Source organism: Rhizobium sp. 42MFCr.1, from assembly GCF_000377185.1.
Taxonomy (GTDB): domain Bacteria; phylum Pseudomonadota; class Alphaproteobacteria; order Rhizobiales; family Rhizobiaceae; genus Rhizobium; species Rhizobium altiplani.
In genome coordinates this window covers 44727-57709 of sequence record NZ_KB897830.1, presented here as the reverse complement: position 1 = coordinate 57709, position 12983 = coordinate 44727, and the positions used below count along the sequence as shown (strand labels likewise).

Genomic DNA, 12983 nt, shown 5'->3' with positions numbered 1-12983 from the left:
TGATCGTTATTGCAGGGTGCGGTTCGGAGAAAACTCGCCGGCAAGCATGCGCTCGCGCAAGGAATCCAGAAGCGCTTCGGCACTGTTCTCGCCATGGAGGCGAATGGTTTCCCGTAGCGCATGGATGATTGCTGTATCGGCGATGATCTCGGGTTCGATTCCGTCTGCCATGCCATCAGCCCAGGCTTCGTTATGGTACTCCAAAGCCGCCTGAGTCTTCTCATGAACGATCATGTCGTCGATGTCATTGAGGCTTGGTTCCATTGTCATTTCCTCAAACTGCATGCCTTACTGCCTAGTTAACGACCTTATCAGCCTTTTCCCAAAACGACACGGCCGCCAGTGAAAAGAGGTTAATTAACCGTTAATTTCCGAACCTTGATGTTATTTCTGTGGCGAGTGTTGCACCTTCGGCACGGTATCGCTCTTCTGCCACGATGGCTGCCTGCGTGCAATCCGTGTAAACAGACGCGAAAGCGCGGTACCCGCGATTGAAAGCCGCGGTCAGCTGTTCCTTGCGCTGCGGCTCGTCCTTGGCTTCTGAATCAAGCAATTGCTGCATGCGCCCTCGCCACTCGCTACTGTTTTCCGCCTTGCACAAAGTCCTCAGGTAGTGAACCGAGCCCAACACTTCGGCAAGCCGCGATAGCTTTTCGTCGTATGGCACGGTGACCGCTTTTGGCGCACTCTGCTCTGGCAACACTGGCGGCGTCGTACCCTGTGCCCATACAGGGGCGGGTAGGGCGGCGCTTGCGCACAATGCAAGAAACAGGAACGCGCGTCGAACGGGAATCATGTTGATAGTTGATACCCTGACAGTGACGGGAACAAGGCGCTTGCTTGAGTTTCCACCTGCTTATTCGCTGCCGGACGCCAGGCGCTCGGCACATTCAAGCACGCTTTGAGGCACGGGTAACCGGCGGATCTCCTCAACGGTGAACCAGCCGATATCGGCGGCGTCGTCGGCCGAAAGGCCGATGGCCGTCTCGTCGGCCTCGACCCGAAATACGGAAAGAAAGAAGTGGTTGACGACCGCGCCGTCAGGGGCGTGCGTCTTCAAATCGTATGTAGCGAAGAGGTGAGGGTTGCGAGCTTTTATGCCGGTCTCCTCCTCCAACTCGCGCAACGCCGTTTCCTCTGGCATTTCGCCCGGTTCGGCCCGTCCTCCCGGAAACGCATACATGTCGGCGGCCGGCGGATTGCGCCGAAGCACGAGGAGGAACCGGTTGCCGCGCAGGAGGATGGCGGAGGAGGCCGCCTTCGGAATGGAACTCATGGGGTTGCCGCGTTGGTCTCTGTTGGGATGTGCTTGGCGCCGCCATCGTTCCGCCGGATATTGAACGCGGCGATTCGATGGAGCTCTCGTGACTTATATCATTTATACTGCAGCAGCTGTTTTCGAGATTGCCGGCTGCTTCACCTTCTGGGCCTGGCTGAGAATGGCAAAGCCCGTCTGGTGGCTGGCGCCCGGTATGGTGTCCCTCGCGCTATTTGCATGGCTCCTCACTTTCGTGCCGAGTGAGGCCGCCGGCCGCACCTTCGCTGCCTATGGCGGCATCTATATCGTGGCTTCTCTGATGTGGCTGTGGATCGTCGAGAACCGTGTGCCCGACCGCTGGGACATTGGTGGCGCGCTCGTCTGCCTTTGCGGCTCGGCAATCATCCTACTCGCACCGCGCGGCTGAGGCGGCTAGCCTTGACCGTCGCCGGACGGAGTGCAAAGACATCCGAATGTGTGGACGTTATGCCCTGACGATATCCCCGGAGGAATTGAAGGAAGTTCTGGGGATCATGGATCTCGAGGACTTTCCCGCGCGTTACAACATTGCGCCGACCCAGCCCATCCTCGTCGTCGTTTCGGATGAAACGCGGGAGAAGGGCAGCAACCTCCCGGAGCGGCGCGCGGTGCTCGTACGATGGGGCTTTACGCCGGGATGGGTGAAGGATCCCAAGCAATTTCCGCTGTTGATCAATGCCCGCGCCGAAACGGCGATCGGCAAGGCGTCGTTTCGTGCGGCGATGCGCCATCGGCGCGTGCTCGTGCCAGGCTCCGGCTTCTATGAATGGCATCGCCCCGGCAAGGAGAGGGGCGAGAAGTCCCAGACCTATTGGATCAGGCCGCGCCGCGGCGGCATTGTGGCGTTCGCCGGCCTGATGGAAACATGGTCGTCCGCAGACGGTTCGGAAGTCGACACCGGTGCGATCCTGACGACCGCGGCAAATGCCGCCATCGCTCCGATCCATGACCGCATGCCCGTCGTCATCAAGCCGGAAGACTTTTCGCGCTGGCTGGATTGCAAGACACAGGAGCCACGGGACGTCGCCGACTTGATGAAGCCGGTCGAAGAAGATTTTTTCGAGGCGATCCCCGTCTCCGACAAGGTCAACAAAGTGACCAATGTGGGGTCCGACCTCCAGGACAAGGTGGCTGTTGATAAGCTGCCGTCGCCGCCTGAAAAGAAAAAGCCGGATGACGGCCAGCTCAGCTTCTTCTAATCTGATAATCCCACCGCATAATTCTTCCGGAAAATCACATGATCTCCATTTCTGCCGCGCTTTCCGGCTTCTTCCTTGGTGCGTCGCTCATTATCGCCATTGGTGCACAGAATGCGTTCATTCTGCGCCAGGGCCTGCTGCGCTCACACGTCTTCATCCTGTGCCTGATCTGCGCCGTATCGGATGCAGTGCTGATCGCAGCCGGCGTTGCCGGGCTGGGAACGCTTGTTGCCCAGTCGCCGACGCTCCTCTCGGCTGTGACGCTAGGTGGGGCAATTTTTCTCGGTTCGTATGCCGTTCTGGCATTCCGTCGCGCTCTTCATCCCGGCTCGATGCAGGCGGGTTCTCCGCAGACACTGGGTCTGAAGGCTGCAGTCGCGTCTTGCCTAGCCTTTACCTTTCTGAACCCGCACGTCTACCTGGACATGGTCGTTCTGATTGGCAGCCTGTCCGCGCCCTACAGCGGTGCAGACCGCATCGCCTACGGTGTCGGTGCCGCGACGGCGTCGTTCATCTGGTTTTTCGGCCTAGGCTACGGCGCTCGCCTGTTGCAGCCGGTTTTTGCAAAACCCGCAGCCTGGCGGGTTCTCGATGTCATCATCGGCATTGTCATGGGGCTGCTGGCGATCAGTCTGCTGGTCCGCTTCTTCCACCCGGCCTAGGCTTCCGGCATGCCGGCGAGCGCCAACCCTGCGAGGATCGGCTCGATCCGGTTAGGGTTCTTGGCGGCTTGGCCGGCGCGGATGCGGGCGACTGTGACGCCGGGCGAGAATGCAAGCAGACCCGCAAGGTGCCGCCGCGCTTCGTCCATGCGTCCGAGTTTTGCATTGGCCGCAATCATCATCCAGAAGCACGGACCGTAATAGGCATTCGCCGCCATGGATTTGCGCCCCCAGGCCAGAGCCTCTTCATAGTTCCCGCGGACCATTTCGACATGAGCCAGCCCGGTAAGGTTCCAATGAGCACCACGGCTGTTTGGACTCAGTCGTTCGGCGCGCAGGAAATATGTGACGGCCTCATCGAGACTGCCGCAATGGAGGTTCGCGACGCCCGCATAATTGACGACGTCGAGGTTGTTGGGGTTGAAGGCAACGGCCTGGCAGACCAACTCGAAACCTCGATCGTACTGCTTCAGGTACTGCATCAGAGTATTGCCGCAGATCCCCACGACGGACGCGTCGCCGTGGCCATGCACAAGCGCCCGCTCGATGTAGTTCTCGCAGAGTGCTCGCTGATCCTCGACCCCCGGCAGCTTCCAGCCCAGAGTGCCGCGTTGCATAAGCAACCCGACTGCCGTCGCAAGATAGGTCGCGTTGTTAGGCTCGAGGGCGATTGCCTTGTTGATCAGGGCGAGGGAGGCGTCGTTCCGCTCTGGCATGTCGGAGTAGAAGCTTCCCATGGTCTGAAGGTAGAAATCATAGGCTTCAATGCTCTCTGGCCGCTCCCTTCGGGAAAGCGCGATCTCGGCAGACTTGATCTGGGGCTCAACAATCGAGACGACGCTCTCAGTGATGCGATCCTGGAAATCAAAAATTTCTTCCGCAGAGCCATCGTAGTGCTCTGCCCACAGGTGCGCACCGGTCGCGCCTTCGACGAGCTGTGCGGTAATGCGCAAGCGGTTACCGGCGCGCCGCACGCTGCCTTCCAGCACGTAGCGTACGCCAAGCTCGCGAGCGACCTGGCGCACATCGATCGCGCGGCCCTTGTAGATAAAGGAGGAGTTGCGGGCGATCACCGCGAAGGAGCGGAAACGACTGAGCGCCGTGATCATGTCTTCGACAACGCCATCGGCGAAATACTCCTGCTGGACATCGCCGCTCATATTCTGGAAGGGAAGCACGGCCAGCGACGGCCGGAGGTTGTCTTTTGCCTTTTGCAAGAGAGCACTGGTAGGGCTTGGGTGAGCGTCCGGCTGCCATTTCCAGATCCGGACTGGCCGATCGATGTTCCTGAGTTGGACGTCGCCACCGTCCTCGAATTCCGCGTCGACGCGGCCTACGATGTTCTCCCTGACGCTCGATGCGATGCAGACACCGCCGGGTTCCGCCAGCGGTTCCAGACGCGCGGCAATGTTTACGCCGTCACCATAAATATCGTCACCATCGATAACGACATCGCCGAGATTGATCCCGATGCGCAACGTGATTCCTGGATGGGAGGCGACGTTGCCCGAAGCGGCGGCGGTGCGTTGCACCGAAAGCGCGAACTTGACCGCATCAACGGCGCTGCCAAACTCGACGAGAGCGCCGTCGCCAACAAGCTTGATGACGCGGCCGTTGTGATTCTCGACCTCAGGATTGAAGACAGACAGCCGGTAATGCTTCAACGCGGCAAGCGTGCCTGCCTCATCCTTTGCCATCATCCGCGAATAGCCAACGACATCAGCGACAAGGATCGCACTGAGCTTGCGATTTGTCTGGACGTCGATCATATCGCCTCCGAACTGGCCTATGGACATCCTAGCAGTTCGGTTCAACCACGTCGCGCGGGATAAGGACGCGCGTTGGATTTTCAATGAAGCATGGAGGCAAGAGCCTGATCTTGGCGCTGTCGGTCCCATCGACAGCGCGGCATTTGCCTCGCCCTAGGCAATCTTCTTGACGAGCGGTGGCTTGCTCTTGAGCATCAGGGCGGCCGCAAGAACGGCCTTCAGGCCGAGCGGGCGGTAGTTGGCGCTGAGGTCGGACTTCGCCGGCTGTTCGACGCTTGTCTTCTTCGGGGTCACAATACTCTCCTCACGTGTGCTGTCCCTAGACTCTTATATTTATTACTCTTTTGCGTGTAATAGCGACAAAATCGAGGCGCCGCTTATCAGGAATTGTGTATCCGATGCATATTTCGCGAGGCTTGAGTCAGGCATTCTTCGGCAAAGGAGAGTTGAAAAATGTCAGATGTGACGGCCGATATCGTCCTCGCCGACACCCGGTTCCTCGATGGTCAGCGTGCCGTATTTCCGCTTCCACTTGCGCGCGCCGAACGGCAGCGTCAGCAGGTAGATGACGGCGGTCACGACCATGACTTCCCATGTGAAGCTCGACAGTAGCGCCACGTAGAGAACGACCCCGAGCATGACCGGCAGCACCAGATCACGCCGCAGCCTGCTGCCCTCGGACTTGCCCGACCAGACAGGAAGGCGGCTAATGAGCAGGAACGCGATCAGAACCGTATAAACGGATGAAAAATAAGCGAAAGTGCGATCGGTCGTCAGCCCAAGGAAGCCGAGATAGACGGGCAGCAGCACCAGCATCGCGCCGGCTGGCGCGGGCACGCCGACGAAATATTCCGACTGCCAGGTTGCCTTGTTCTCGCGCTCGGCCATGACGTTGAAGCGAGCCAGACGAAGGCCCGCCGCAATGGAGTAGATCAGGGCGGCGATCCAGCCGATGGAGCGGGCCTGATCCAGTGCAAAGACATAGACGACAAGCGCGGGCGCGACGCCGAAATTCACGATATCAGCCAGCGAATCCATCTGCGCGCCGAACTTCGACGTCGCCTTCATCAGGCGGGCAACGCGGCCGTCGATCCCATCGAGGAATGCGGCGAGAAGCACCATGCCGACCGCAAGCTCGTACCGGTTCTCGAATGCAAGGCGGATGCCGGTGAGGCCGGCACAGATCGCCAGGATCGTGATGAGATTGGGAATGATAAGGCGAAGCGGGATCTCGCGAAGCCGTGGTCCGCGGCCCGAATCGTCAGGCGGACCGTTGGGCTCGAAAGGCGGGAAGGGCGTTTCCATGTCGCGCTCCAGTCTAGCTTCGACGGCTGACGACCGGGCCCTTGGTGGAGCCGAATTCGGCCAGCACGGTTTCTCCGGCAATTGCCGTCTGGCCGAGCGTCACCCGGGGCGCTGCGCCGGCCGGGAGAAATACATCAAGGCGCGAACCGAAGCGAATCAGGCCGAAGCGTTCGCCGGCATCCAGAGGCTCGCCGGTATTGGCCCAGCAAAGGATACGCCGAGCAACGAGGCCGGCGATCTGAACGACCCCGATCTGGCCGTGCGAGGTTTCGATGACAAGACCGTTGCGTTCGTTGTCTTCGCTTGCCTTGTCGAGTTCGGCATTCACGAAGCTGCCCGACCGGTAGTTGACGCTGACGATCCGCCCGCGCACCGGGGAGCGGTTCACATGGCAGTTGAAGACGTTCATGAACACCGAGATGCGCAGCATCGGCTCGCTGCCGAGATTCAGTTCGGCGGGCGGTACGACCATCTGGACCGACGACACTTTGCCATCGGCCGGCGAGATGACGAGATCGTCATCCTGCGGCGTCATTCTCTCGGGATCACGGAAGAAATAGGCGCACCACAGCGTCAGGATGAGCCCGATCCAGAACAGCGGCTTGAAGATCCAGCCCAGAATGAGCGAGGCGACGAGGAAGGCGGCGATGAAGGGATAACCTTCCTTGTGCACCGGAACGATCGTGTTGCGTACCGTATTGAACAAGCTCATTTATGCCGCGCTCCTAAAGCATGTCTCCCGAAAGCGGCAACCGGTTTCGGGCCAAAGACATGCGTGAAAACAAAGAACTAAAGCGCAACAAGCGAATCTGAAAGATCGCGTTGTGCTTTGACGCTCTTTTCTCATCGCTGGTTACAGGGAAACCGCAGCTGGGGCAATGCTGCGGCTCCTTGACCACACATCTATGACGGGCTTCTGAACAGCAAAGCAGCTCAAATGCCGTCCATTCAGGCTAGCTCGCCGGAGCAAGCCTGTTCACAACCCCCATGTCATCGCTCTCGCGGACCTGCTTCAGATGCTCTTCGGCCTGCGTGGCCTCGCGCTGGCGGTTCCACATCGAGGCATATAGGCCATTTTTCTGGAGAAGTGCGGTGTGGGTGCCGCGTTCAGCAATCTCGCCGCTTTTCAGAACGATGATTTCGTCTGCGCCGATAACCGTTGACAGCCGGTGGGCGATGACGAGCGTTGTGCGGTTCTTGGATACGACATCGAGTGCGGTCTGGATATCGCGCTCGGTGGTGGTGTCGAGGGCCGACGTTGCCTCGTCGAGGATCAGAATCGGCGGCGCCTTTAGGACCGTTCGGGCGATCGCAACGCGCTGTTTCTCACCGCCGGAGAGTTTCAGGCCACGCTCGCCAACCTTGGTATCAAAGCCCTCGGGCAACAGATCGATGAAGTGAGCGATCTGGGCGATCTCGGCTGCTGCCTTGACCTCTGCATCAGTAGCCGATGGACGCCCGTAGCGGATGTTGTAGGCAACCGTATCGTTGAAAAGGACGGTGTCTTGCGGGACCATCCCGATGACCGATCGCAGGCTCTTCTGGGTCACTGTCCGGATGTCCTGGCCATCGACCGAGACCGAACCGCTTTGAATGTCATAGAAACGATAGAGCAAGCGCGACAAGGTCGATTTACCGGCGCCCGACGGACCAACCACGGCGACCGTCTTGCCCGCAGGCACTTCGAAGGAGATACCTTTTAGGATCGGACGGGCAGGGTCATAGGAAAAGTGCACATCCTTGAAGGAGATGGCACCTTGCCTGATATCCAAAGGCGCCGCCTCGGGCGCATCCATCACTTCAGCCTTGACTTCGAGGAGATCGAACATCTGCTCGATATCCGTCAACCCCTGGCGAATTTCACGATAGACAAAGCCGATGAAGTTCAAGGGAACGGAAAGCTGCAGCAGCATGGCGTTGACGAAGACGAAGTCGCCGACCGTCTGCTCGCCACGTTGGACGGCAAGGGCCGACAGGATGAGCATCACCGTCGTGCCCAGGCCAAAAATCACGCCCTGGCCGAAGTTGAGCCAGCCGAGCGAGGTCCAGACATCCGTGGCCGCCTTCTCGTAGCGTTCCATCGACCTGTCGAAGCGCCGGGCCTCCATCTCCTCGTTGCCGAAATACTTGACCGTCTCGAAGTTGAGGAGGGAGTCGATAGCCTTGGTATTGGCGTCGGTATCGCTGTCGTTCATCGCCCGGCGGATCGCGATGCGCCAGTCGCTGGCGCGGATCGTGAACCAGATATAGGCCCAGACGGTGAACGCGGTGACGGCGAGATAGGAAAAGCCGTAGCCCCACCAGAAGATGATGGCCGTCAGCAAAAATTCGATCAGCGTCGGCACGGAGTTGAGGATCGTAAACCGCACGATGGTCTCGATCCCTTTGGTGCCACGCTCGATGACACGCGAAAGTCCACCCGTCTTGCGTTCGAGATGAAAGCGCAACGACAGTTCATGCATGTGCACGAAGGTCTTGTAGGCCAATTGCCGGACAGCATGCTGCCCGACGCTGGCAAAGAGCGCGTCGCGCAACTGGTTCAGACCGAGCTGGATGAGGCGGGTGAGGTTGTAGGCAATGACCAACGCCGTCGCGCCGACAAGCAGGTCCGGCAGCTTGCCGGCGAGGTCCATCTTCCCGTTCAGCGCATCGGTCGACCACTTGAAGAAATAGGGGACGAGCAGCAGTACGAACTTGGAAACGAGGAGGTAAACCGAAGCCCAGACGACCCGCATCTTGAGATCCGGGCGACCTGTTGGCCACATGTAGGGCCACAGATTGAACAGCGTCCGCAGGAGGTTGGAATCAGAGACTGTCTTGTCGTTTGCCATGCGAATCTCCCGCCGAAAGGCGCTGATGGCGCTGCGTTGCCGACAAATTTGGGAGCCGCGGAAATGCCGAAAGGGGCTCGCCGGACATGATCGTCGTCACCGCCACACAGGGGTTGGCGGGACCAATACAACAAATGGGTGCCGCAGGAAAAGAGCGGCCGGACGTGATATCCGTCCGGCCGCTCTATCAAGATGGGATCGCCTTAGAGGTGTTCGCCCGACAGCCGCTTGCGGTGAAGCTCTTCCGCGTTCGGCAGGGCATCCTTGGGAAGGCCGAAGATCTGTCCCGGCAAGATGCGGTCCGGGTTTGTGATCTTGTCCTCGTTGGCGACATAGATCGTCGTGTAGCGAACGCCCGCACCATAGACGCGCCGCGATATCTGCCAGAGCGTATCGCCGCGGCGGATAATGACCGTCTCGTTGCTCGGTGCGAGCGGCGCCTGCTCGATCGTCGTCGGACCGCCCTGGTCTCCAGCGATCTCGTTGGTCGCAGGTGCATTCGGCGCGGCCGGTGCAGTGGAAGGAGCGGTCAGCTGGGCGATGTCGGCGCCGAGCTTGCCCAGCGCATCGCCGACGGATTTCGCATCCTTTGGCAGAGCCTGCAGCATGCTCAGGGCATCGGCTGCGGCCTGGGCTGTGGTCGAAGCCTGCTGCCTAACGTCGGCTGTGGCATCGGCCGCGGTGCGGAATTCCACGATGGCACGCAGGGCGAACTCGGTGGCAGAGCGGGCAGCCGCGAGCTCTTCCACTCCCGGTATCTTGCCGTCGGCGAAGAGCCCGTTGAGCAGGGAGAAGGCCTTGGCGGCATCATTCTTCAGCTTTCCGAGCGTACCTTCATCCAGTGGCACGGTCCCCGCCGCGCTTCCGCCGTTAGGCTTCACGCTCTGCGCGGCAACCGTGACCTGATTTCCTTCCGGGCGGTTGAAATTCACCGACGCGCGAACGGCGACCTTACCGGCGTCATTGAGAACATCGACGCGAATCTTGTGATCGCCGACCGAAAGCGGCATCACGCCATCGACAACAAAATGACCGTCGGGACCGGCCTTCGCCTTGCCGATCAGCTGGTCGTCGGCATAGGCGACGACGTTCGCCGAGGCCTTCGCCATGCCTGCGACAAAGATCTTGTCGCCTTCGATCTCGACGGCGCTGACCATGACATCGTTAGCCGTCGTCGGACCTGCACCAGCCGGCGCGCTCGCGGCATCCGACGAACTCGGAGCAGTACTGCCATTGGAGGCGACCTGAGTATCCGGCTTGGGCGCGGTTATGACGCGGCTGGCGGTGCCCGGCTTGGAGACCATCGCCAGCAGTTCGGAGTTCTTGCCATCCGTGGGAACGGATACGGTCGCAACTTCTTCCGATGTCGAAGCTTTGCCATCCTTGCCGGTGGCTCGCAGGACGAGCTGGTGGTCGCCGGCGGAGAGCGGATTATCGAGCACCGCAACGAAATCGCCAGTCGGGCCGACGTCCGTCGTCGTTACGACCTTGTCCCCATCCAGGATTTCAAGCTTGCTGTTCGGTACTGCCGAACCGGCGATGACCGTAGAGCCATCCGGTTCTACGCGCAGCACGTCGAAAGTGGGGAGCTCGTTGGCGTTTTCCGCAGGCGAGGCCGCGACCGACGGTTCGCTGGCCGGCTCCGGGGAGCCTGTCAGCGCCGCTTCGGCTTTTGCGATCGCCGTTGCCGCATCGGCAATATTCTCCGGTAGCGCCTTGACGATCGTCAGCGCCTTGGCTGCACCGTCTTTTGCCTTGGTGGCGGCGGCAGCCGTGACCGGGTTCGTGCCATCAGGAATCGCAAAGTCCGCAAGTGCCTGCAGTGAGGTCGTCGCCTTCGACTTGGCTGTCTCGAAAACTTCCTGTGTCGGACCCTTGCCGTCTGCAAAGAGCGCCTTAAGTTCGGAGATGGATTGGCCCGCCTCCGAAGCAAGCCGACCGACTTTCTGCGTGGTCTCTGCATCGTCGGGAACTGAAGGGCGCGATGTCTTGGCGGTTTCGGTGACTGATTTCTTTACTTCGGAGCCGGCCTGGTTAATTGCATCACCAACTTTGGCGGCGTCTCCGCCGATGCGGGGCATGACAAAAAAGACCATCAATAGAATTGCGATTACAAGCACTGCAAGGGCCAGCAAGCCGGCACGGTTTCTCATCATCACGTCTCCCCAGGCGGCAATCTTGCCGGACTTACTAAAATTGCTAGCGATTCCCGCTGCTTTGCACAAGCAGTCAAAGCGGTAAGGCAATAGTACGACGCAGCTTTTCCGTCATTTTTCTTGACTGGAGGCAGAGAGAATAGTTGTTTGCCCCTATGACAGATCAATCTCATTCCATTCGCTCCATTTGTGTTTACTGCGGCTCGCGACCGGGCAGCGATCCTCGCCATATGGCGGCCGGCCGTGCGCTGGGTAAGGAAATCGCGGACTACGGCCTGCGCCTCGTCTATGGCGGAGGCACCAAGGGCATCATGGGGGCTGTCGCGAGCGGCGTGCTTTCGAACGGGGGCCAGGTGACCGGGATCATTCCCGAGTTCCTGATCGACATGGAGGCTACTCGACATTCCCTCGGCCAGCTCAATGAACTGATTGTAACGCCTAACATGCATACCCGCAAACATGCGATGTTCGAGCGCTCTGATGCGTTCGTCGCGCTGCCGGGCGGCATCGGCACGCTCGAAGAAATCGTCGAGATCATGACCTGGGCGCAGCTCGGCCGTCACGAGAAGCCGATGGTCTTTGCCAACGTCAACGGCTTCTGGGACCCGATGATGGAGCTCATGCGCCACATGACGGACGAAGGCTTCGTCCACACCGCCCATCGCGTTCAGCCGCTCGTCATCGACGACATATCCGAGATCATCCCTGGCATCATGGCGCAGGCGGCTGAAATTGCTTCGGTCGACAGTGACGGCGAGGACGCCGTTATTTCGAAGATGTAGGGCCGGGAGTTAGCGCTCCCGGTTCCCTTTGACCATCGCCCAGCTGTAGAGGAAGAGTCCCGCCCAGATCAGTGGGAAGGCGATCATGCGTGCGGTGCCGAGAGGTTCGTGGAACACGAAGATCGCAATCAGGAAGATCATCGTCGGCGCGATGTATTGCATGATGCCGATGGTCGAAAGCCGCAGCAGCTTGGCGCCGTTGGCGTAGATCATCAGCGGTACGGCGGTAACGACGCCGCAACCGAGCAGCAGGGCCGTATCGGCCCCGCCGGTGCGAAAGAAGTGTCCTTCCCCGCTGCCGAGTTCGAGATAGAGAATGTAGAAAAACGCCGGGATGCTGAGGATCAGCACTTCGAGAAAGAAACCCTGGTTCGGGCCGAGCGGCAACGTCTTGCGAAACAGAGCGTAAAGCCCCCAGGAAATCGTCAGCGTCAGCGACACCCATGGAACACCGCCGCTATCGAGCGCCAGCACGACGACTGCAAGTCCAGCCAACGCAATCGCTCCGATCTGAATGGGGTGCAGCCGCTCCTTCAATAGCACGGAGCCGAGTAGGATGCTGAATAGCGGGTTGATGAAATAGCCGAGCGCCGCATCGAGCGAATGGCCGGCGCCGATCGCCCAGACATAGGTACCCCAGTTGACGGTGATCAGCGCTGCCGTGAGCGCTGCCATGGCCAGCATCCGCGGTGACCGCAGGGCTATCCGGATATCCTGGGTGCGGCCGAGAACGATGAGCACCAGACCTGCCAGGGGCAAGGACCAGAGAATTCGATGAGCAATGACCTCGGCCGGCGAGATATGAGCGACGGCCTTCATGTAGATCGGTAGGAAACCCCACAGAAGATAGGCTACCAGCGCAAAGGCGAAGCCACGGGGACTGTCTTCGTTTTTGGCAATCGCGGCGCTTGCATTAGCAGACATCGAGTGTTTCCATATTTGTTCTCGTTATGAGCCGCTTAACTTAACGGACGTGAATAGG

14 protein-coding genes are annotated in these 12983 nt (G+C 59.8%); 4 read left to right on the top strand and 10 right to left on the bottom strand.

Annotation, left to right across the window (positions count from 1 at the left end):
* Positions 1-6: 6 nt before the first annotated feature.
* The 3 genes from C934_RS0114660 to C934_RS0114650 all read right to left on the bottom strand — a co-directional run bounded on the left by C934_RS0114660 (position 7) and on the right by C934_RS0114650 (position 1276).
* On the bottom strand, positions 7-264 hold the full coding sequence (locus C934_RS0114660; protein ID WP_018857413.1) for a hypothetical protein: 258 nt from the start codon (positions 262-264) through the stop codon (positions 7-9).
* Positions 265-364: 100 nt separating this feature from the next.
* The gene (locus C934_RS0114655) at positions 365-796 is read right to left on the bottom strand and encodes a TIGR02301 family protein (RefSeq protein WP_026371811.1); all 432 of its coding nucleotides are present in this window, start codon (positions 794-796) and stop codon (positions 365-367) included.
* A 60-nt stretch (positions 797-856) separates the two neighbouring features.
* Complete coding sequence (locus tag C934_RS0114650) at positions 857-1276, bottom strand: NUDIX hydrolase (RefSeq protein ID WP_018857411.1); 420 nt, start codon at positions 1274-1276, stop codon at positions 857-859.
* An 88-nt stretch (positions 1277-1364) separates the two neighbouring features.
* On the opposite strand from C934_RS0114650, the gene C934_RS0114645 reads away from it, so the two are divergent.
* Genes C934_RS0114645 through C934_RS0114635 form a run of 3 tightly spaced genes read left to right on the top strand, consistent with a single transcriptional unit; the run spans position 1365 to position 3158 of the window.
* A complete protein-coding gene (locus C934_RS0114645) occupies positions 1365-1685 on the top strand; it encodes a YnfA family protein (RefSeq protein WP_018857410.1) in 321 nt (106 codons plus the stop codon).
* A gap of 46 nt (positions 1686-1731) precedes the next feature.
* Positions 1732-2496, top strand: coding sequence for an SOS response-associated peptidase (locus C934_RS0114640; protein ID WP_026371810.1), 765 nt, complete (start codon positions 1732-1734; stop codon positions 2494-2496).
* 38 nt (positions 2497-2534) lie between these two features.
* The gene (locus tag C934_RS0114635) at positions 2535-3158 is read left to right on the top strand and encodes a LysE/ArgO family amino acid transporter (protein ID WP_018857408.1); all 624 of its coding nucleotides are present in this window, start codon (positions 2535-2537) and stop codon (positions 3156-3158) included.
* On the opposite strand, the gene C934_RS0114630 is transcribed toward C934_RS0114635, so the two are convergent.
* The 6 genes from C934_RS0114630 to C934_RS0114600 form a co-directional block, all read right to left on the bottom strand.
* Positions 3155-4927, bottom strand: coding sequence for an adenylate/guanylate cyclase domain-containing protein (locus C934_RS0114630; protein WP_018857407.1), 1773 nt, complete (start codon positions 4925-4927; stop codon positions 3155-3157). The genes C934_RS0114635 and C934_RS0114630 overlap by 4 nt on opposite strands.
* 153 nt (positions 4928-5080) lie before the next feature.
* Positions 5081-5221 carry a hypothetical protein gene (locus C934_RS35165; protein WP_007531226.1) on the bottom strand — a complete coding sequence of 47 codons (141 nt, stop codon included), beginning with the start codon at positions 5219-5221 and terminating at the stop codon, positions 5081-5083.
* A gap of 162 nt (positions 5222-5383) precedes the next feature.
* The gene (gene pssA, locus C934_RS0114615; RefSeq protein ID WP_018857405.1) at positions 5384-6232 is read right to left on the bottom strand and encodes a CDP-diacylglycerol--serine O-phosphatidyltransferase; all 849 of its coding nucleotides are present in this window, start codon (positions 6230-6232) and stop codon (positions 5384-5386) included.
* Between the two features lie 13 nt (positions 6233-6245).
* Positions 6246-6944: a phosphatidylserine decarboxylase gene (locus C934_RS0114610; RefSeq protein WP_018857404.1), complete on the bottom strand. Its 699-nt coding sequence runs from the start codon at positions 6942-6944 to the stop codon at positions 6246-6248.
* Between the two features lie 241 nt (positions 6945-7185).
* The gene (locus tag C934_RS0114605) at positions 7186-9063 is read right to left on the bottom strand and encodes an ABCB family ABC transporter ATP-binding protein/permease (RefSeq protein WP_018857403.1); all 1878 of its coding nucleotides are present in this window, start codon (positions 9061-9063) and stop codon (positions 7186-7188) included.
* A 203-nt stretch (positions 9064-9266) separates the two neighbouring features.
* Positions 9267-11219, bottom strand: coding sequence for a LysM peptidoglycan-binding domain-containing protein (locus C934_RS0114600; RefSeq protein WP_018857402.1), 1953 nt, complete (start codon positions 11217-11219; stop codon positions 9267-9269).
* 155 nt (positions 11220-11374) lie between these two features.
* Between C934_RS0114600 and C934_RS0114595 the strand changes: the two genes are divergently transcribed.
* Positions 11375-12001 (top strand): TIGR00730 family Rossman fold protein, encoded by a 627-nt coding sequence (locus C934_RS0114595; RefSeq protein WP_026371809.1) that lies wholly within the window; start codon positions 11375-11377, stop codon positions 11999-12001.
* A 9-nt stretch (positions 12002-12010) separates the two neighbouring features.
* Here C934_RS0114595 and rarD read toward each other — a convergent pair whose 3' ends face one another.
* Entirely contained in the window at positions 12011-12925 is a 915-nt protein-coding gene (gene rarD / locus C934_RS0114590) for an EamA family transporter RarD (RefSeq protein ID WP_018857400.1), read from the bottom strand.
* Positions 12926-12983 lie beyond the last annotated feature (58 nt).

Bases quoted from the DNA above. Each gene is read 5' to 3' on its own strand.
- C934_RS0114660 (WP_018857413.1), bottom strand. From the start codon at position 264: ATGGAACCAAGCCTCAATGACATCGACGACATGATCGTTCATGAGAAG.
- C934_RS0114655 (WP_026371811.1), bottom strand. From the start codon at position 796: ATGATTCCCGTTCGACGCGCGTTCCTGTTTCTTGCATTGTGCGCAAGC.
- C934_RS0114650 (WP_018857411.1), bottom strand. From the start codon at position 1,276: ATGAGTTCCATTCCGAAGGCGGCCTCCTCCGCCATCCTCCTGCGCGGC.
- C934_RS0114640 (WP_026371810.1), top strand. From the start codon at position 1,732: ATGTGTGGACGTTATGCCCTGACGATATCCCCGGAGGAATTGAAGGAA.
- C934_RS0114635 (WP_018857408.1), top strand. From the start codon at position 2,535: ATGATCTCCATTTCTGCCGCGCTTTCCGGCTTCTTCCTTGGTGCGTCG.
- C934_RS0114630 (WP_018857407.1), bottom strand. From the start codon at position 4,927: ATGATCGACGTCCAGACAAATCGCAAGCTCAGTGCGATCCTTGTCGCT.
- pssA (WP_018857405.1), bottom strand. From the start codon at position 6,232: ATGGAAACGCCCTTCCCGCCTTTCGAGCCCAACGGTCCGCCTGACGAT.
- C934_RS0114610 (WP_018857404.1), bottom strand. From the start codon at position 6,944: ATGAGCTTGTTCAATACGGTACGCAACACGATCGTTCCGGTGCACAAG.
- C934_RS0114605 (WP_018857403.1), bottom strand. From the start codon at position 9,063: ATGGCAAACGACAAGACAGTCTCTGATTCCAACCTCCTGCGGACGCTG.
- C934_RS0114600 (WP_018857402.1), bottom strand. From the start codon at position 11,219: ATGATGAGAAACCGTGCCGGCTTGCTGGCCCTTGCAGTGCTTGTAATC.
- C934_RS0114595 (WP_026371809.1), top strand. From the start codon at position 11,375: ATGACAGATCAATCTCATTCCATTCGCTCCATTTGTGTTTACTGCGGC.
- rarD (WP_018857400.1), bottom strand. From the start codon at position 12,925: ATGTCTGCTAATGCAAGCGCCGCGATTGCCAAAAACGAAGACAGTCCC.